The sequence below is a fragment of the Methylobacillus methanolivorans genome, assembly GCF_054588515.1.
Genome location: NZ_BAAILT010000004.1, coordinates 166045 through 184307, shown reverse-complemented (window position 1 = coordinate 184307; position 18263 = coordinate 166045). Strand labels below are relative to the sequence as shown.

Here is an 18263-nt window from a genome sequence, read left to right as displayed (position 1 = left end):
CATGGGGAGGCTGTCGTGTCCGACCCCAACGGGCTGACATGGGCAGCCACCCTCGTGTCGCTGGCGGTCGCTATCCCCACAGCGGGGCACGCGGTCATCTACAAGCGTGACCCTCGATCGGCCACGCTGTGGGTACTGCTGATCGCCTTGTTGCCGCTGGGCGGTTCGCTGCTGTATGGGCTGTTCGGCATCAACCGTTACCAGCGGCGGGCGCGGCGGCTCTTCCCGGGGGCAGATCCTGCTGTTCGGCAGGACCTCTCGCCCACGATGCCCGAGGCTGTATCGCCGCCGCTTGCCGGTCTGGCCCACCTGGTGGGACGCGCCACCGGCCAGTCGCTGACCGGCGGCAACCGCATCGAGCCGCTTGTCGATGGCGAGCAGGCCTACCCGGCCATGCTCGCCGCCATCGAATCGGCGCGGTACAGCGTCGCCTTGGCCTCGTACATCTTCGACAGCCAAGGCATCGGGGCGCAGTTCGTCGATGCGCTGCGCCGGGCTCATGAGCGCGGCGTGCAAGTGCGGGTGCTGATCGACGACGTGTATGCCCGCTGGACGCCCCGCAGCGCCTACCGCGCCTTGCAGCGCGCCGGCGTTCCGGCGGCGACGTTCAACCCGACGTTGATTCCCGCGCGCCTGCATGCCGCGCATCTGCGCAATCACCGCAAGCTGCTGGTGATCGATGGCGAGACGGGTTTCACCGGCGGCATGAACATCTTCAGCCCGTATTGGCGGCCCGATGCGCCGGGCCGGGCCTGTCACGATTTGCACTTTCGTCTGCGCGGGCCGGTGGTTGCGCATCTGATGCGGTGCTTCACCGACGATTGGTGCGATACCACGGGCGAGCGGCTCAACGAGGGTCTCTGGGGCGAACCGCCCGCAACGGCTGATGAGCAAGGAACCTCTTGGGCGCGCGGCATCGAGGCCGGTCCCGATGAGGCCCTGGACCGGCTGCGCTGGACCTTCATGGGCGCTTTGAGCGCGGCGAAGCATTCGGTGCGCATCTGGACACCTTACTTCGTGCCCGATCAGCCGATGATCGCGGCGCTAAGCACGGCCGCGTTGCGCGGCGTGCGTATCGACGTGCTGACGCCCGCAAACGGCGACCATCCCACGGTGCAATGGGCCGCACGCGCCCACTACTGGCAGGTGCTGGAGCACGGTGTGCGCATCTTCGAACGGCCGGGCCCGTTCGACCACAGCAAGCTGATGCTGGTAGACGGAGCGTGGTGCTGCCTGGGTTCGGCCAATTGGGATGCGCGCAGTTTGCGCCTCAACTTCGAGTTCAATGTGGAGGTGTACGACACCGTGTTGTCTACGCGGCTGTCATCCCTTTTTGATGCCGCTCGTGATGCGTCGGGCGAGATATCGGCGAAGGCGTTGCGCGCCCGCCCGCTGGCCATCCGCTTGCGCGACGGGGTGGCCCGTCTGTTCACCCCCATTCTCTAGCGGCACGACTTGCGAGGAACATTGCCCATGGAAAAGAAAGATCAATGGAACATTGGCTACTGGATCGTCGCCGGCCTGTTGCTGCTGACGCTGCAGAACTACTGGCAGGCGGCCAAGACCGTCGAGCCCGTGCCCTACAGCGAATTCGAGAAGGCGCTGGCCGAGGGGCGCGTCGCCGAAGTGCTGGTGTCGGACCGCACGGTCACCGGGCGCCTGAAATCGCCGGACAGCCGGGGCAAGACCACCATCGTGGCCACTCGCGTCGAACCCGACCTGGCCGAGCGGCTGTCCAAGTACGACGTGCCTTACGCGCGGGTGGTGGAAAGCACCTGGCTACGTGATGTGCTCTCCTGGATTCTGCCGGCGGTGGCCTTCTTCGGCGTCTGGTTCTTCCTGTTCCGCCGCTTCGCCGAGAAGCAGGGCATGGGCGGCTTCCTGAGCATCGGCAAGAGCCGTGCCAAGGTATTCATGGAGAAGAACACTGGCGTGACCTTTGCCGATGTCGCTGGTGTCGATGAGGCCAAGGCCGAGCTGGTCGAAATCGTCGATTTCCTCAAGAATCCGCAGGATTACGGCCGCCTCGGCGCGCGCATCCCGAAAGGTGTGTTGCTGGTTGGCCCGCCCGGCACGGGCAAGACCCTGCTGGCCAAGGCCGTGGCGGGCGAGGCCGGGGTACCGTTCTTCTCTATCTCCGGCTCGGAGTTCGTCGAGATGTTTGTCGGCGTGGGCGCGGCGCGGGTGCGCGACCTGTTCGAGCAGGCGCGCGGGCAGGCGCCGGCCATCATCTTCATCGATGAACTCGACGCGCTGGGCCGTGCACGCGGCGTCGGCGGGCCCATCGGCGGCCACGACGAGCGTGAGCAGACGCTCAACCAGCTGCTCACCGAGATGGACGGCTTCGACAGCTCGGTGGGGCTGATCATCCTCGCCGCCACCAACCGCCCCGAAATCCTCGACCAGGCGCTGCTGCGCGCCGGCCGCTTCGACCGCCAGGTGCTGGTGGACCGGCCCGACAAGAAGGGACGGCTGGACATCCTGAAAGTCCACGTCAAGAAGGTGACGCTGGCTCAGGATATCGATCTCGAACAGGTGGCTGCGCTGACCACGGGCTTTTCGGGTGCAGACCTCGCGAACCTGGTCAACGAGGCCGCGCTGGCCGCGACCCGGCGCAAAGCGTCCGCCGTGGAGTTGCAGGATTTCACCGCCGCCATCGAGCGCATCGTGGCGGGCCTGGAGAAGAAGAACCGAGTACTCAATCCCAAGGAGCGGGAAACCGTGGCCTATCACGAGATGGGCCATGCGCTGGTGGCGCTGGCGCTGCCCGGCACCGACCCCGTGCACAAGATCTCGATCATCCCGCGCGGCATCGGCGCGCTGGGCTACACGCTGCAACGCCCCACCGAAGACCGCTTCCTGATGACGCGCGCCGATCTGGAACACAAGATCGCCGTACTGCTGGGCGGTCGTGCGGCCGAGAAGCTCGTGTTCGGCGAGCTGTCCACCGGGGCTGCCGATGACCTCGCACGGGCAACCGACATCGCCCGCGACATGATCACCCGCTTTGGCATGGACGAAGGACTGGGCTACATCGCCTTCGAGGCGCAGCGGCCACGCTTTCTCGATACACCGGAACTGGCCCACGGCGGCTGCCGGGTGGCCGAATCGACCCAGGCGCGCATCGATCAGGCCATCCGCGACATCGTGATGGGCGTGTTCGAGCGCGCCTACCGGATCCTCGACACCAACCGCGCGGTGCTGGAGCGTTGTGCGCGCGAACTGCTGGCGCGGGAAACGCTCGACGAAAGCGATATCCGTCAATTGACTCAAGGACTTGTTCGGAACTGAAAACAGTAGTAGGTGCCATTCAGAGTAAGCCGGTGGCTCTGTTCGGTGCGTCATCCAATTCGCCGGCATTGTTCAAGGAGAACCGATATGTCTGCATTGACTCCGTGGGACCCCTTCCGGGAACTGGATGAATTGCAAAACCGCCTGGCGACGATGTTCGGACGAATACCCCAGCGACAGGGCGCCCGTACCGGCAACGAAGCCATGACCACGGCGGACTGGGCACCAATGGCGGACATCAGCGAGGATGAGAACGCTTTCCTCCTCAAGCTGGATCTGCCGGAGGTCCCCAAGGATGCCGCGCGCGTCAGCGCGGAAAACGGCGTGCTCACCATCAGCGGCGAGCGCAAACTGGAAAAAGAGAAGCAGTGCAAGAAGTTCCACCGCATCGAACGTGCGTATGGCCGCTTTGTGCGCAGCTTTGTCTTGCCTGACAACGTTGATCCGACCAAGGTGACGGCTGATGAAAGACGGCGCGCTGGGAGTGCGGCTTGTCAAGCCCGAGCAAGCCAAACCGAAACAGATTGAAATCTCAGTCAACTAACTTTAATTAGGAGCCCAAGATCATGAATATCAAACAGCCCCAATCAACCTTCTCCGCACTTGCCCTGGCGGTCGTCGTCGGACTGAGCGGACCGGCTCAGGCCCAATCGGCGGCAGGTTCTAGCCCAGGTGCTGCAGCACCCTCTGCCGCATCCAAGGCGGCGCAGCCACAGGTAGATGACAAGGCCGCCCGGGAAGCCGAAAAAAAGCGTGCTGAGCTCACTCAGGACGCCATCACGGCGCTCACCAAGACCCAGGAGGCTTTGACACTCCTTGATGCAAAGAAGACCAAGGAGGCGCTCGCTGCGCTGGAACTGGCCAGCGGAAAGCTGGAACTGGTATTGGCACGCGACGCCAAACTTGCTTTGGCGCCGGTCGATGTACGCGTCATCACCCACGATATCCACGCCAACGTGGAATCGGTGAAGAAGGCGGTCAAGTTGTCTCGGGAGTTCTTGGGTGATGGCGAGGTGCAAAAGGCCCGGCCCATCGTCGCCAATCTGGCCAGCGAAATCGTGATCGAAACCGGCAACCTGCCGATGGCAACGTACCCGGCAGCGATCAAGTCGGCCGCACGGCTCATCGACAGCGGCAAGATCGACGACGCCAAGGCGGAACTCGCCCGAGCACTGAACACGCTGGTGGTGACCTCGGTCGCCTTTCCTCTGCCCGTGCTACGGGCTGAAGCCGCGATGGCAAAAGCTGAAAAGCTGGCCGAGACCGACAAGCGCGATGCCAAGCAGAACGAGGAGCTCAGCACCTTGCTGTCGTCCGTGCGCACGGAGATCGAGATGGCGCAGATCCTGGGTTATGGCAAGAAGGCGGATTTCAAACCCATCTTCGATCATGTGAAGTCCATTGAGCAAAAGTCGGCTGGTGGCAAAAGCGGCAAGGGATGGTTCGACGAGTTGAAGACGCGCCTCCAAAAGCTGTTTTGAGATGATGAAGGGGCCGACTGTTCGGTCGGTCAGTCTCGCGATGTTCGCAGTCAGCCCCAATAGATTCGCCTATTTTCACTAACTCATACGAGGCATATCACCATGAATGAGCAAACATCGAATCCCAATGCGACGAACAAAGAAATAAGCGAACAGGCCGCGGTAAGCAGCCTTCCTGTCAGTCCAGAGGCCAAGGCTGAAGTCGTCACGGAGGTACAGCCTGAGGTTCAGAAGGAAACGGACTCGCAGGCGGCAGACAAACGTAAACAAGTCCTCGATGAGGCCGTCTCGGCCTTGTCGCTGACCAAATCAGCGCTGGCCGCACTTGACGGCAAGGACGCTGCACGCGCATTGGCAACGCTGGCCGAAGTGACGGGAAAGCTGGAGCTGATCGTTGCGCGCGAACCCACGCTCGCCCTGGCCCCCGTTGATGTGCGCACCATCGTGCACGACTTGTTCGCCAACACGCAAACCATTGAGGCGATGACCGACGAGGCGCTGGATGCCCTCAAACATGGCGAGGTGCAACGGGCACGTCACGTGCTGGCTTTGCTGGCCAGTGAAATCGTGATCGCGGTCACCAACATCCCTCTGGCGTCCTATCCCGCAGCCGTGAAGTCAGTCGTGCCGCTGATCGATCAGGGCAAGATCGAAGAAGCCAAAGCCGCGCTGCAGTCAGCGCTCAGCACGCTGGTCGAGGAGCGCAGCGTGCTTCCGCTGCCCGTCCTGCGTGCGAAGCTGCTCCTGAAGCGCGCCGAGACCTTGGTAGAAGATGGTCAGCGGAGCGAAGCGTCCAATGAGCGCCTGGAGACATTATTGAACGAAGCGCGGCAGCAGTTGGAAATGGCAGAACTGCTGGGCTATGGAAAGAAGAAGGACTTTGAGCCCCTGTATGCTGAACTCAAGAAAGTCAAGCAAAAGACGGCTGGGGGAGGCGGCGGAAAAGGCTGGCTCGATGAAATCAAGGCAAAACTGTCCAAGTTGTTCTGAAACCGCTGGATAGGGCCTAAGAGGGGCGCGTCGCGCCCCTCTCTTGTCCCATGAGTGTTTGATTTTTTATTTTGTATAGATCTTTAGGAGATATTGCATGAACACAGACACCATCGCTAATTCCAATGCGGATGACCCCACCAAAGCACTGTGTTCGCTGAGCCAAAATTGGTGGCTTTTTGTGCTGCGCGGTGTCTTGGCATTGATTTTTGCAGCCCTTGCGTTCTGGATGCCACAATCGGCTCTGTTGGCCATGACCATCATGTTCGGCGCATTTTCCTTCGTCAATGGCGCTTTCAACTTGGTTGCAGCGGTGCGCCATATCCAGAAAAAAGAGCGCTGGGGCTGGCTGCTGTTCAGCGGCATTGTCGGCATACTTACGGGCGTCGTCGTCCTGGTTGCTCCTTGGGTCGCCACGATAGTCTTGGCTTCTTTTTTATGGGCTAGCGTGGGCTTCTGGGCGATTTTCACCGGTGTGCTGGAGATATCCGCCGCCGTTCGGCTGCGTCAAGAAATCAAGGGTGAAATTTGGCTTGCCTTCAGTGGACTGCTCTCGATTGTCCTTGGCGCTATCGTCTTGTGGATATTTTTTTCCCGTCCGGTCGAGTCATTCCTGGCCGCAGGCTGGCTGTTGGGCTTCTATGCGGCAGTCTATGGTGTCACGCTTTTGTTCTTGAGTTGGCGTCTTCGCAAAACGCGCCAGGGATAAGAGCGGGTCAAACTAAATTCTATGGATATGAGCATCCTCGATTCATACCTCCATAGAAATGACATCGAAGGAGTCATACATGCAGATGCAATATAGCTATCGAGCTATCGACAAAGAGTTTCATGAACCTTGGCAGAGAGCTTTGGGAAATGTGATCGAGCACGCCCTCAAGCCATTGCTCGACAAACACACTAAAGATTCAGTGCGACTTCAAATCGTCCTTGATCGCGACAAGATCAAGCGGCAATTTCTGGCCAGTGGCTATATGCACCTGCCCGGCAAAAAGACTGTCAGCGTTACTGCATCACATGACGAGCTGACGCCCCTCGCGCAGATGCTCGCACAGTCGTTGTTCCGTCAGGCCAAGAAGCATTTTGACCGACTGCATGCTCAGGATCAAATCAAGCGCAAAGCACGACGCGAGCGCTTGCGCGAGCTCAAGGTGCGGATTGCCGCAAAACCCGCGTCAGCCGCCCATGAGGCCGAGGCGACCCGAATGCCTCTACTGTCGAAACTTGAGGCTGTCGCAAGGCGTGAGCTGGCTTATCTGCGTGCCGTCGGCGATTTACCGCGCGATTATCCGACGCTGCGCGACGTGGTGGATGAAGCGATTGTCCAAGCTGAGGTGGAATGGCAATCCGTGCCGGAAGAAAAAGCGGCTTACATCGGTCTTCTGAAGCATCTGTTCGCCGTCCTGGATCACGAAGTGGCAAACAGCCGGCAATTTGGCGAATTCGTTTCTCTGGACGCGCCGGTCGAAGCGGATGCCCAGGACGTCGCCGAGGCCATGGTGGAAGAGGAAGTCTTCGAATTTTATCAGCCCGATGACACACTCAGGCTGGCCGATATCATCGCTGACAGTCAGCATCCCGATGCCGCAACGATCGCGGAACAGGAGGAGCTAGTTGATCGGTCGAGCGAGTTCGCTTTTGCATTCGACCTGCTGAAGGACATGCCGCGTTTGTGGCGGCGCATTTTTCTGCTTCTCCGTGTGGACGGGCTGGATGCCAGCAGCGTCTCTGAAATCCTGCTGATTCCTAGTCAGGAAGATACTGTCCAAAGGTGGCTCATGCAGGCCGAAGCGTTCATCGCTGCTCATTTGGAAGAGGCCGGAGTAAGCAAAGACGGGAACGATTGGCTCCAAGGCGTTGATTGGTCGGCATTGTCTGTGACTCGAAGCGCGGCAGCCTCACTGTGGTCCAAGGAGGCGAACCATGAAGAATGATCTTCACCTTGTCTGCCCGCATTGCCAGTCCATCAACCGCGTACCGACTGCGAAGCTATCGGAACATCCCAACTGCGGCCGCTGCCAGCAGCCCTTGTTCACGGGCGAACCCATCGAGTTGACCACGGCGACGTTCTCGCGCCACGTGGAGCGCAGCGACCTGCCACTGTTGGTCGATTTCTGGGCACCTTGGTGCGGGCCGTGCAAGATGATGGCCCCGCAGTTCCAGCAAGCGGCGCGCCAGCTCGAACCCAGGGTCAGGCTGGCCAAGGTCAATACCGAGGCAGAACCCCACCTGGCCGCGCAGTTCGGCATCCGCAGCATTCCGACGCTCGCCCTGTTCCAGGGTGGGCGGGAGATCGGGCGTCAGGCCGGCGCCTTGGGCGCGCAGGACATCGTGCGCTGGGCATCTGCACAGGTGGGGCGCTGACCGATGCAGGACTTGCTCGGCGCCACCCTGATCCTGCTGGCGGCATGCAGCCTCGCGGCGGTGGCGACGGCGGCGTTCAGAGTGCCCGCCTTGCTGGGTTACCTCGCCGCCGGCGCCTTACTGGGCCCCTCAGTCACCGGCGTGATCGCGCCGGGAGAAGCGCTTGATTTTCTGTCCGAGCTGGGAGTGGCGCTGCTGCTGTTCATGGTCGGACTGGAATTCTCCCTCGGGCACTTTTGGCTCACTCGCAAGACCGTACTGGTGGCTGGCAGTTTGCAGATGGTCGTTATGGCCGCACCTCTGACCCTGATGCTGATGGGGTTGGGGCAGCCAGCTCAGAGCGCTGCGCTGCTCGGCGCTGCGGCGGCCATGTCTTCCACGGCGCTGGTCAGCCGGCAGTTGGCCGACCAGGGTGAACTCACCACACGCCATGGCCGCAGCGCCATCGCCGTGCTGGTCTTTCAGGATCTGGCCAGCGTGCCCCTGCTGGCCCTGCTGGCGATCTGGGCGCGCGGCGAGTCGCCGAAGATCGAGAGCGTGCTGCTCGAAGTGTTGGGCGTGCTGATGTTGTTCGCGGCAGCGGCCCTCGCCTCCCGTCGTCTGTTGCATGGCCTGCTGGGCTGGGTGGCGCGGCAGGGCCACGAAGAATCCTTCGTGCTGGTTTCCTTGTGCGTGGTGGTGGCTGCCGCCGCTGCTGCACACGCGGTCGGCGTATCCGCCGCCCTGGGTGCGTTTTTGGCCGGCATGGTGCTGGGCGAGAGCGACTTCCGTCACCACATGGAAAGCCACCTCAAACCGTTTCGCGATGTGTTGTCGGGGGTGTTCTTCGTGACCATCGGCCTGCAGTTGGACGGAGCGCAGATTCTTTCGGCACCGCTGGCGGTGCTGGCGTGGCTGGCAGTGCTGGTACCGGTCAAGATCGGGCTCAACACCCTGGCCTTGCGGGCGACGCGCCTGTCCGCCCTCGATGCCTGGCGCACGGGCATAGCGTTGGGGCATGGCGGCGAGTTCGCCCTGCTGTTGTTGGGCATGGTCTTGCAGCAGCATCTGATCCCCGCGACCGTCGTACAACCCATGCTGGTCGCGCTGGTGCTCAGCATGGCCTTGGCACCGCTGCTGATCCGCCATCACGATGTACTTGCCCGGTTCTTGAGCCGCACCGGCGGCGTCATTCAGCCACCCCAGGCTGAAGAAGTCGAGATCGCCGCGCAGACGGCGCGATATCGAGACCATGTCATCGTTTGCGGCGCGGGCGAGCTTGGCCTGACAGTCAGCGAGATTCTTCGCCACGCCGGCGTGGCGCATCTGCTGCTGGAGGCGGACGCGCAGAAGGTCGAGGCCGCGCGTGCCGCCGGCGCGCCGGTGTTCCATGGCGATGCCAGTCGGCCCGATACCTTGCTGGCTGCCGGCTTGACGCATGCGCACATGGTGGTGCTGACGTTCGCCCATGCCCAGCAAGCGTTGCGCATCGCCCAGGCGATTGCCGAGCGCCGTCCGGCGCTGACCTTGTGGGTGTCATACAGAAGTACGACCGCGGCCGATGCATTTCGCGCCATGCCCAACGTGCGCGTGTACCAGCAATCCTTTGCCGCAGCTATTGGGCTGGCGGAACAGGTGATGTCGACGCTTGGCATGTCGACCGAGCTGATTGAAGGACACATCAGCGCAATGCGCCGCCGTCACGACAGCAGCCGTTTTCCAGGGAGTTCATCGTCATGAAATCAACACGCCTTAACCCATTTCAGGTCTTGCGCGACCAATTGGCCATCATGAGTTTTTACGAGCGCTTCGAGCAGGTCGTCGCGCTCGTGCTGTCGGCGGTGATTGCCGTCATCATCGTGGTGTCGCTGTTCCAGCTCATCTCCATCGTCTTCACGCTGCTGGTTCTCGATGCCTTCAATCCCCTGGATCACAAGGTATTCCAGAGTGTGTTCGGCATGATCATGACGCTCTTGATCGCGATGGAGTTCAAGCATTCCATCGTGCGCGTGGCGCTGCGTCGGGACAGCATCATCCAGGTCAAGACCGTGATCCTCATCGGCCTGATCGCGCTGGCGCGCAAGTTCGTGATCCTCGACCCCGAGGCGAGCCCTGGCAAGATCGCCGCGCTTGCAGGCGCCACGCTGGCGCTTGGTGCCACTTACTGGCTGCTGCGCGAGCGCGACGACCGCGCCGCCGAGACATCTGAGCATGACCCGTCATCATCCCAGTGACCCGCGCGCGGCGTTGTTGCAACACCGCTGGCTCAACCGCCTGCAGACCGGACTGTTGGTCCTGACCCTGGTCGGGATCGCAGCCGCAGCAGGGAGACTGCCGTTTGGGGAAGGCGGCCTGTGGCTCGCGCTGTTTGCCGTTGCAGGTGCGTTGCTGCTGGAACCGGTAGCCGCGTCGGCGCTGAGCTTGCGCCTGTACCGCGTACGGGCCTTGCACCCGCAAGAAGCCCACGAGATGTGGGCCCTGTTGCGCGAGCTGTCCGTCCGTGCCGGTTTGCCCGCAACGCCGGTGCCGCACTACGTGCCCAGTGCCGTCGTCAACGCCTTCGCCACCGGATCGAAGCAGGAGGCATCGATCGCCCTCACCGATGGCCTGCTGCGCAGCCTGAGCCCACGCGAGCTGGCGGGTGTGCTCGCGCACGAGATCGCGCACATCGCCAGTGAGGATCTGCGCGTCATGGGGCTGGCGGATTCCGTCAGTCGCTTCACGAGCCTACTGGCCCTTATGGGACAGATCGCGATCCTGCTGAGCCTGCCCGCGCTGCTGGTTGGCGCGGCGGAGGTCTATTGGCCTGGTTTATTGTTATTGGCCGCATCGCCCCAGCTGGCCCTGCTCGCACAGCTCGGCTTGTCTCGCGTGCGTGAGTTCGACGCTGACCGCCTCGCTGCGGAACTGACTGGCGACCCGCAGGGGCTGGCGTCCGCGCTGGCGAAAATCGAGCGGGTCAGCCGCTCCTGGCGCGCCTGGTTGTGGCCGGGATGGGGCAATCCCGAACCCTCCTGGTTGCGCACGCATCCGGCCACGCAAGAACGCATCTCACGCCTACTGACGTTGGCGCCTGGGCCAGCATCAGCGTTGCCACTCCACGCGCCCCATTTCTTGCCGGAATCCGCTTTGACGCCGCGCCCACCGCGCTGGCGCCCGAGCGGGCTGTGGCGCTGATTGCCTATCAACAGGAGACTTCTCATGGCCTACCCCGACCCGTACCAACGTCCCGCGCCGGACCACTTCGTCCGGCGCTGGCTCTTCATCACCGCCTGTATTGCCGCGCTCATGCTGCTGTGGCAGTTCCTGCCCGCCATCGAGGCCTGGTTCAGTCCGCGCGAGGCGGCAGAACGCACTGTGACGGCGCGTGGCGATCTGGCGGCGGACGAGAAAGCCACCATCGAACTGTTCGAGAAATCGCGCGCCTCGGTGGTCTACATCACTACCGCACAATTGGTACGCGATGTCTGGACGCGCAACGTCTTCTCCGTGCCGCGCGGCACTGGCTCGGGCTTCATCTGGGACGACGCCGGCCACGTCGTCACTAACTTCCACGTCATCCAGGGCGCGTCCGAAGCCACCGTCAAACTGGCCGACGGCCGCGACTACCAGGCCGCACTGGTGGGGACGAGCCCCGCGCACGACATCGCTGTGCTCAAGATCGGCGTCGGTTTCAAGCGCCCGCCGGCCGTGCCGGTCGGCACCAGTGCCGACCTCAAGGTGGGTCAGAAGGTGTTCGCTATCGGCAACCCCTTCGGCCTGGACTGGACGCTCACCACCGGCATCGTCTCCGCGCTCGACCGCTCGTTACCCGGAGAAGCGGGCGGCCCGGCCATCGATCACCTGATCCAGACCGACGCCGCCATCAACCCTGGCAACTCCGGTGGGCCGCTGCTCGATTCGGCAGGAAGGCTCATCGGCATCAACACGGCGATCTATAGCCCCTCCGGCGCCTCGGCCGGGATTGGTTTCGCCGTGCCGGTGGACACCGTCATGCGCGTAGTCCCGCAACTCATCAAGACCGGTAAGTACATCCGTCCGGCGCTGGGCATTGAGGTGGACGAACAGCTCAATCAGCGCCTGCTGGCGCTGACTGGAAGCAAGGGCGTGTTCGTGTTGCGTGTTACCCCTGGTTCGGCAGCGCACAAGGCCGGCCTCGCGGGTGTCGAAGTCACGCCGCAAGGCATCGTGCCGGGCGACCGCATCATCGATGTTGATGGCCAGGCGACGGACGATGTGGCCAAGCTGCTCGCGCGGCTAGACGACAGGAAGGTCGGCGATGTGGTGGTCTTGTCAGTGGAGCGGGCCGGCAAATCGCGCGAGGTGCGTGTGGAGCTGCAACCCGGGAATTGATTGAACTGAACCTGTGGATCAGGCGGTAGTGCAGCGTCGCGGCGATTGAGGTTCTCAGGTCTTCGGCCAGGTAGCGTTCCGCCTCAACCTCCGTAATTTTCGGATGCGATCTGCCTATCCGAATAGGCAAGCATGCAACGCCGGAACCTCTTGCCAATCATCGAAGGAGAAAGCGAGGCGCAATCCGCATGAGGTGGACGCAGGCCAGGAACGAGGCAAACAGGAGGCCGCATTGGAACTCAGACTACTGCGCTATTTCGTTGCGGTCGCGGAAGAACTGCATTTCGCGCGAGCGGCCGAGCGCCTTGGCGTAGAACAATCGCCTGTGTCGCGCGCAATGCGAAATCTCGAAGCCACGCTCGGCGTGCAGTTGTTCGACCGCAGCGCGCACCAGACGCGACTGACCTGGGCCGGTCAAGTGTTCCTCGGTGAGTGCCGGCGCGTGCTGGCCACCGTGGAGCAGGCGGTGAGTGCCGCAAAGGCGGCGGCGCAGGGCTATCAGGGTTATCTGCGCATCGCCATCTGCGACAGCTTGGCGCAGCCCCACATTGCCACCTTGCTGGCGCGCAGCCGCGAGGAAGAGCCCGAACTGGAGATTCGCGTCTTCGAGCTGCCTTTCGCGCAGCAGCTCAAGGGCCTGCACAACGATCTGCTGGACATCGGTTTTGCGCTGTCGGACGCGGTGAGCGAAGGCCTTGTCGCCGAGCCCGTGTGGACCGATCCTCTGTCGGTGATCGTGCCCGTGCGCCACCCCTTGTTGGCGCACGCGGAAGTGCCATTGGATGAAGCCTTGAAGTTTCCGTTGGTACTGTGCCATCCGGACGCGGGATCGGGCTGCCACCACCAGATCCAGGCGGTGCTTCAAGGTGCGTCCAAGCCGCTCAAGCTGGTAGATCAGGTGACGAGCCTAGGCGTGATGCTGACTCTGGTCGGTGCCGGTTATGGCCTAGGTTTCGCCATTGCCTCGCAGGTGCAGACCCTGAACCGCCCCGACATAACCGTTCGCCCCTTGGCCGGCACGCCGCCCATGCTGTCCACCTACCTGCTGCGCCGCAGCGCCGAACCCTCTGAGCCCATGAAGCGGTTTCTGCAGCGCGCCCGCGAGGAGTTCCTGCCAAAGGGAGATAAACCGGCCTCGTGACGTTGAGCGCTCGGGTACATTGGCTACTGCTGGCTGTCCATGGCTCGCACTGGACTTGCTCGGAGCGCGCGTTGACCAAGCGTGGTTTTTCAGTCCATAATTATGTCCATCTCGGTTCGCCGAGTGCGGAAAACTCGTTATCAATCAACGAGTTGGGAACACGATGATGTTCCCTTCACCCGCTCCATTACTGTCAGTTTCTTTACATCCCGCTCCATGTCTACGCGGGCGTCCTCAAGCCTCAACAAAAGCGTCATGGTGCCGTCATTACCATCATTCACCATTTTTCATTTTTACACCTGCAAATGACACCCCTTTCACACCCGAGCTTTATACCGCATCTCCTGCTGATGATCATGATGATATTCGGGTTGGGCTACGCGACAGTGCGGGCGGACACCATGGACAACTCACTCCATATCAGTGGTTATATAGAAGCTTATTATCAACGCGACTTTAACCGCCCCAGCAATCACCGCCGCCCGGACTTTATCTACAGCCATAGTCGGGCAGATGAGCCCAGCATCAACCTAGCGTTGGTGCTGGCCACATACAATACTGACAAACTCAGAGCCAATCTTGGCATTGCAACAGGGACCTATATGCGTGCCAACTATGCAGCGGAATCTGGGTTATTGAATAATCTTTACGAAGCGAATATTGGGCTCAAACTTTCAGACCAACATGATCTGTGGCTGGATGTCGGCGTGATGCCCTCCCACATTGGTTTTGAAAGCGCGATCGGTAAGGACAACTGGACAGTTACACGTAGCCTCGTAGCAGAAAACTCGCCTTATTTTGAAACGGGGGCCAAGCTGACGTACACCACGGCAGACGGAAAATGGCTGGTGAGCGGTTTACTCTTGAATGGCTGGCAACGCATCCAGCGTGCCGACGGCAACACCACCCCCGCGTTTGGCCACCAGCTCACCTACAAACCCAATGACAAAGTCACGATCAACAGCAGCTCATTTATTGGCAATGACAAATCTGACCGCGAACGCCAGATGCGCTATTTCCACAACCTTTATGGGCAGTTTACCTTGAACCGGACATGGAGCCTGCTTGCCGCACTGGATCTGGGCGCAGAGCAAGCCACCAAGCACAGTGCCAGTTACCATACCTGGTTTGCTCCAGTGGTGATCGTGCGCTATACAGTATCCGATAAGCTAAGTTTGGCAGCACGTGCCGAATATTATCAAGACAAGCATGGTGTCATTGTCAGCACAAACAATAGCAATGGTTTCAGGACTGTTGGCTACTCGGCCAACGTGGATTATGCCATTACACCCAATTTGCTCTGGCGTACCGAGATCAGGAAATTCGATAGCCGGGATGCTATCTTCATCAAGGGCAATGAATCGATGGCATCTACCAACTTCACAGCATTGACTTCGCTCGCTATCAGTTTTTAACCAGGCTGCACCAGCCACTTAACGAACACCCACGCAGCCTATATTGATTCATGATGACCGTCATACAACGCCGCCAGGCATTATTCACCTTCTTTTTGCTAGCCGGGATAGCCGTAGCCTCCTGGGTCACACGCACACCGGCAATCCGGGATCAGCTAGGGGTGTCCATCGCAGAAATGGGCCTGATATTGTTCAGCATTTCGGTGGGAGCAATGAGCGGAGTGCTCAGCTCCGGCAAGCTCGTGAAGCGCTGGGGCACCAAGCCTGTCATCCGTGCAGGGATGCTCACCATGTGGCTGGGCCTGGGCATCATGGCACTGGGTCTGGCATCCAGTCTGGCACTGATGGTGGCGTTGGGCCTGATGCTGTTCGGGCTGGGCATAGGGCTGGGAGAGATCGCACTCAATGTTGAAGGCGCTGAAATTGAGCGCATCATGCACCGTCCAGCGCTTGCCATGCTGCATGCCGGGTTCAGCTTAGGCACATTCCTGGGAGGCATGCTCGGCATTGCCCTCACCAGCATTCATTTCCCGGTGACCTGGCACCTTGCGCTCACAGCACTGGCAGGTATCCCAATGACATTATGGGGGCTACGTGCCATACCAGGTGGTGTGGGAATTGAGTCCGCAAGTGAAGTAGATATAGACGATGCCAATACCCAGCCATTCAAGCCTTGGCGCGATACTCAATTGATGTGCATCAGCCTGATTGTGCTAGGCATGGCATTGGCAGAAGGATCCGCAACCGACTGGATTCCCATCCTCATGGTTGATGAACATCATGTCAGCGCAGCCCTCGGCTCCATGGTCTATACTGGCTTTGCTGGCATGATGGCGCTCGGGCGCTTCAGCGGACACTTTTTCCTCACACACTTCAGCAGGGTGTCGGTGGTGCGTACCAGCGCACTGCTAGGCCTCATCGGGATCGGCATGGTCATCTTTGCCAACCACCCCTATATTGCGGCAATCGCCGTACTGTTCTGGGGCTTGGGCACATCCCTGGGCTTTCCGCTGACGATTTCCGCTGCTGGCGATACCGGTCACCATGCCACGGCACGTGTCAGCATAGTTGCCACAGCCGGATATGTTGCCTTTCTGGCAGGACCGCCATTACTAGGTTTCATCGGGGAGCATTATTCTTTACGCCATGCCTTGCTGGTAGTGCTGTTCTTTGTAGGATTGGCATTTTTTCTGGCTCGTGCCGTCGCCCCGCGCATGAAAGAGCCGCACTCGCGATAAACATGCCATGTTGCCACATTTACCTAGTTTTACTGCCGGGTACTTTTACCCGCGCTTACGTCATAAGCACAGTGATGTAGCGATGGTTATCGCAATGACTTTCTTACCGATATTGTCGTTAATGGATATTCGAAATATCAATCAATGTCATCAGATGCTTCTATCTTTTCTATCTGCCTGTATGATAATAATGAAACTGATCCGCTAGCGGAAAAAGTATGGCCTGCCTATGAACCTCATGCAATAGCAGTTGTGACTAGTACCCCCCCTGGACTAAGAACGAAGATAATTATGAAGACCCTCAACCTCGTTGATACCGCCAAGGTAATGATCCTGGATGACCAGGCCGTCAGCCGCTCCATCCTATCCAAGATTGTCAGAAACCTTGGTCGAGGTATCAAAACCTTTGAGTTTTCCTCCCCGACAGAAGCCTTACTCTGGGCGCAGGACAACACCGCAGACCTGCTGCTGGTGGATTACGAAATGCCTGGGATGAATGGTCTGTGTTTCATCAATGAAATCACCCGCCTGCCACAATATCAATCCGTTCCAACCATCATGATCACCATCAAGCAGGATGTGGAAATCCGCTATGCGGCGCTTGACGCCGGGGTGACGGATTTCCTCACCAAGCCGGTCGATATGCATGAGTGCATGGCGCGATGCAAAAACCTGATCACCCTGCGTCAACAGCGACTGACACTGGAAGATAAAAGCCGCTTGCTGGAAAGCATGGTGAGGGAAGCGACCGAAAACATCCTCATGCGCGAGAAAGAAACATTGATGCACCTTGCACGTGCGGGGGAGTATCGCGACTACGATACAGCACAGCACTTGTTGCGTATGTCGCTGTATAGCCGGGTGCTGGCAGAGGCCCTAGGCTTCCCTGAAGAGGAGGCTGAGCTGATTGAACTAGCTGCGCCATTACATGACATTGGTAAAATTGGTATCCCCGACAGCGTATTGCTCAAGCAAGGTCCATTCACGCCAGAAGAGAAGAAGATCATGCAACGCCACCCGCTGATTGGTTATGAAATCCTGCAAGGTAGCCCATCGAAATATTTGCAGAAAGGCAGCGAGATTGCCTTGGCACACCACGAGAAATTCGACGGGTCAGGCTATCCTTATGGCATGTCTGGCCATGAAATCCCACTGTCCGCACGTATCGTAGCGGTAGCTGATGTATTTGATGCATTAACCAGCCACCGTCCATACAAGAAGGCATGGAGTGTCGATAGCGCCATCGATTACCTCATCGCCGAAAACGGCAAGCACTTCGACCCGGAACTGATCAAACTCATCCCTGATGTACGCATGCTGTTCGAGGAAATCCATAAGCGCCATTCTTCCTGAGGTTATAAATTTCCACCCCAGGGGCTTGAATATAACTTTATCTAAGCGCAACCTATACACTCTCACAACCGACGCAGGGAACTGCAGCATGATTGCAGTGAACACCAACTTTTAGACACGTTGACCAGCATGATGTCATTAATGCAACCCTTGAAGCGGGCCAGGCAATACTGGCAGCACCTCCGCAGGCACTGCGACCCGCTGGAGTTGGAGCAAGCCAGCATCCGCATTTGGCTTTGCATGGCATTTCTGGTGTTCCTGGTGTATCGAGAAATAAGCGAGCCCGCATCCATCAGCGGCTCCTTCCCCTTGGCCATTCCCATGACAGTCGTATTCCAACTACTGTCCTTCGTACTCTTCGCACTGATCCTGTTTACGCGTCAACATGCTACGTTACGCAGGCTTTCCGGCGCATGGCTTGATATCGGGTTGCCCACCATGTTCATGGCCATGACCGGCGAGCTAGGGGTGATCCTGGTCGGAGTATATTTATGGGTCACTTTTGGCAACGGCTTCCGCTTTGGCAACAAATACCTGTTCCACTCGCAGTTCCTCAGCGTTGTCGGCTTTCTCTATACCATCAACATCAATCCATTCTGGTTGCAGCATCAGGCTATCAGCTACAGCTTGTTGCTTATGCTCGCCGCTTTGCCGATTT

At 59.9% G+C, this 18263-nt stretch carries 15 protein-coding genes and 2 pseudogenes; all 17 read left to right on the top strand.

Annotation, left to right across the window (positions count from 1 at the left end; all coding sequences use genetic code 11):
• The first annotated feature begins 15 nt into the window (after window positions 1–15).
• Window positions 16–1446, top strand: coding sequence for a cardiolipin synthase (gene cls / locus LG202_RS10765; RefSeq protein ID WP_169340764.1), 1431 nt, complete (start codon window positions 16–18; stop codon window positions 1444–1446).
• 27 nt (window positions 1447–1473) lie between these two features.
• The gene (ftsH, locus tag LG202_RS10760; protein WP_230348439.1) at window positions 1474–3291 is read left to right on the top strand and encodes an ATP-dependent zinc metalloprotease FtsH; all 1818 of its coding nucleotides are present in this window, start codon (window positions 1474–1476) and stop codon (window positions 3289–3291) included.
• An 87-nt stretch (window positions 3292–3378) separates the two neighbouring features.
• Window positions 3379–3835 (top strand): annotated as a pseudogene (gene hsp20-GI, locus LG202_RS10755) (small heat shock protein sHSP20-GI).
• A 22-nt stretch (window positions 3836–3857) separates the two neighbouring features.
• Entirely contained in the window at window positions 3858–4772 is a 915-nt protein-coding gene (yfdX1, locus tag LG202_RS10750; RefSeq protein WP_169340766.1) for a heat resistance protein YfdX1, read from the top strand.
• 102 nt (window positions 4773–4874) lie between these two features.
• Window positions 4875–5762, top strand: coding sequence for a heat resistance protein YfdX2 (gene yfdX2, locus LG202_RS10745; protein ID WP_230348438.1), 888 nt, complete (start codon window positions 4875–4877; stop codon window positions 5760–5762).
• Between the two features lie 97 nt (window positions 5763–5859).
• Window positions 5860–6471, top strand: a complete 612-nt coding sequence (hdeD-GI, locus tag LG202_RS10740; RefSeq protein WP_169340767.1) for a heat resistance membrane protein HdeD-GI — start codon at window positions 5860–5862, stop codon at window positions 6469–6471.
• A 79-nt stretch (window positions 6472–6550) separates the two neighbouring features.
• Complete coding sequence (locus LG202_RS10735; protein ID WP_169340768.1) at window positions 6551–7696, top strand: RNA polymerase sigma factor; 1146 nt, start codon at window positions 6551–6553, stop codon at window positions 7694–7696.
• Window positions 7686–8126, top strand: coding sequence for a heat resistance system thioredoxin Trx-GI (gene trx-GI, locus LG202_RS10730; RefSeq protein WP_012761376.1), 441 nt, complete (start codon window positions 7686–7688; stop codon window positions 8124–8126). Before LG202_RS10735 ends, trx-GI begins: the two co-directional genes overlap by 11 nt.
• 3 nt (window positions 8127–8129) lie before the next feature.
• Window positions 8130–9845 carry a heat resistance system K+/H+ antiporter KefB-GI gene (kefB-GI, locus tag LG202_RS10725; protein WP_169340769.1) on the top strand — a complete coding sequence of 572 codons (1716 nt, stop codon included), beginning with the start codon at window positions 8130–8132 and terminating at the stop codon, window positions 9843–9845.
• On the top strand, window positions 9842–10339 hold the full coding sequence (psiE-GI, locus tag LG202_RS10720; RefSeq protein ID WP_031329106.1) for a heat resistance protein PsiE-GI: 498 nt from the start codon (window positions 9842–9844) through the stop codon (window positions 10337–10339). Before kefB-GI ends, psiE-GI begins: the two co-directional genes overlap by 4 nt.
• Complete coding sequence (locus LG202_RS10715; protein ID WP_169340771.1) at window positions 10317–11282, top strand: zinc metalloprotease HtpX; 966 nt, start codon at window positions 10317–10319, stop codon at window positions 11280–11282. The genes psiE-GI and LG202_RS10715 overlap by 23 nt, the downstream gene beginning before the upstream one ends.
• 24 nt (window positions 11283–11306) lie before the next feature.
• Window positions 11307–12458: a S1C family serine protease gene (locus LG202_RS10710; RefSeq protein WP_004265443.1), complete on the top strand. Its 1152-nt coding sequence runs from the start codon at window positions 11307–11309 to the stop codon at window positions 12456–12458.
• 232 nt (window positions 12459–12690) lie between these two features.
• Window positions 12691–13599, top strand: a complete 909-nt coding sequence (locus LG202_RS10705) for a LysR family transcriptional regulator (protein ID WP_021194016.1) — start codon at window positions 12691–12693, stop codon at window positions 13597–13599.
• 356 nt (window positions 13600–13955) lie between these two features.
• The gene (locus tag LG202_RS10700) at window positions 13956–15014 is read left to right on the top strand and encodes a porin (protein WP_230348437.1); all 1059 of its coding nucleotides are present in this window, start codon (window positions 13956–13958) and stop codon (window positions 15012–15014) included.
• A 50-nt stretch (window positions 15015–15064) separates the two neighbouring features.
• Window positions 15065–16252 (top strand): MFS transporter, encoded by a 1188-nt coding sequence (locus LG202_RS10695; protein WP_230348436.1) that lies wholly within the window; start codon window positions 15065–15067, stop codon window positions 16250–16252.
• A gap of 291 nt (window positions 16253–16543) precedes the next feature.
• The gene (locus LG202_RS10690) at window positions 16544–17605 is read left to right on the top strand and encodes an HD domain-containing phosphohydrolase (protein ID WP_230348435.1); all 1062 of its coding nucleotides are present in this window, start codon (window positions 16544–16546) and stop codon (window positions 17603–17605) included.
• Between the two features lie 141 nt (window positions 17606–17746).
• A pseudogene (locus tag LG202_RS10685) lies at window positions 17747–18263 on the top strand (ATP-binding protein); the annotation flags it as partial.

Excerpts from the sequence above, each read along its gene's own strand:
- LG202_RS10690 (WP_230348435.1), top strand. The coding sequence starts at position 16,544 with ATGAAGACCCTCAACCTCGTTGATACCGCCAAGGTAATGATCCTGGAT.
- yfdX1 (WP_169340766.1), top strand. The coding sequence starts at position 3,858 with ATGAATATCAAACAGCCCCAATCAACCTTCTCCGCACTTGCCCTGGCG.
- kefB-GI (WP_169340769.1), top strand. The coding sequence starts at position 8,130 with ATGCAGGACTTGCTCGGCGCCACCCTGATCCTGCTGGCGGCATGCAGC.
- yfdX2 (WP_230348438.1), top strand. The coding sequence starts at position 4,875 with ATGAATGAGCAAACATCGAATCCCAATGCGACGAACAAAGAAATAAGC.
- psiE-GI (WP_031329106.1), top strand. The coding sequence starts at position 9,842 with ATGAAATCAACACGCCTTAACCCATTTCAGGTCTTGCGCGACCAATTG.
- trx-GI (WP_012761376.1), top strand. The coding sequence starts at position 7,686 with ATGAAGAATGATCTTCACCTTGTCTGCCCGCATTGCCAGTCCATCAAC.
- ftsH (WP_230348439.1), top strand. The coding sequence starts at position 1,474 with ATGGAAAAGAAAGATCAATGGAACATTGGCTACTGGATCGTCGCCGGC.
- LG202_RS10735 (WP_169340768.1), top strand. The coding sequence starts at position 6,551 with ATGCAGATGCAATATAGCTATCGAGCTATCGACAAAGAGTTTCATGAA.
- LG202_RS10710 (WP_004265443.1), top strand. The coding sequence starts at position 11,307 with ATGGCCTACCCCGACCCGTACCAACGTCCCGCGCCGGACCACTTCGTC.
- LG202_RS10695 (WP_230348436.1), top strand. The coding sequence starts at position 15,065 with ATGATGACCGTCATACAACGCCGCCAGGCATTATTCACCTTCTTTTTG.
- LG202_RS10715 (WP_169340771.1), top strand. The coding sequence starts at position 10,317 with ATGACCCGTCATCATCCCAGTGACCCGCGCGCGGCGTTGTTGCAACAC.
- hdeD-GI (WP_169340767.1), top strand. The coding sequence starts at position 5,860 with ATGAACACAGACACCATCGCTAATTCCAATGCGGATGACCCCACCAAA.
- LG202_RS10700 (WP_230348437.1), top strand. The coding sequence starts at position 13,956 with ATGATGATATTCGGGTTGGGCTACGCGACAGTGCGGGCGGACACCATG.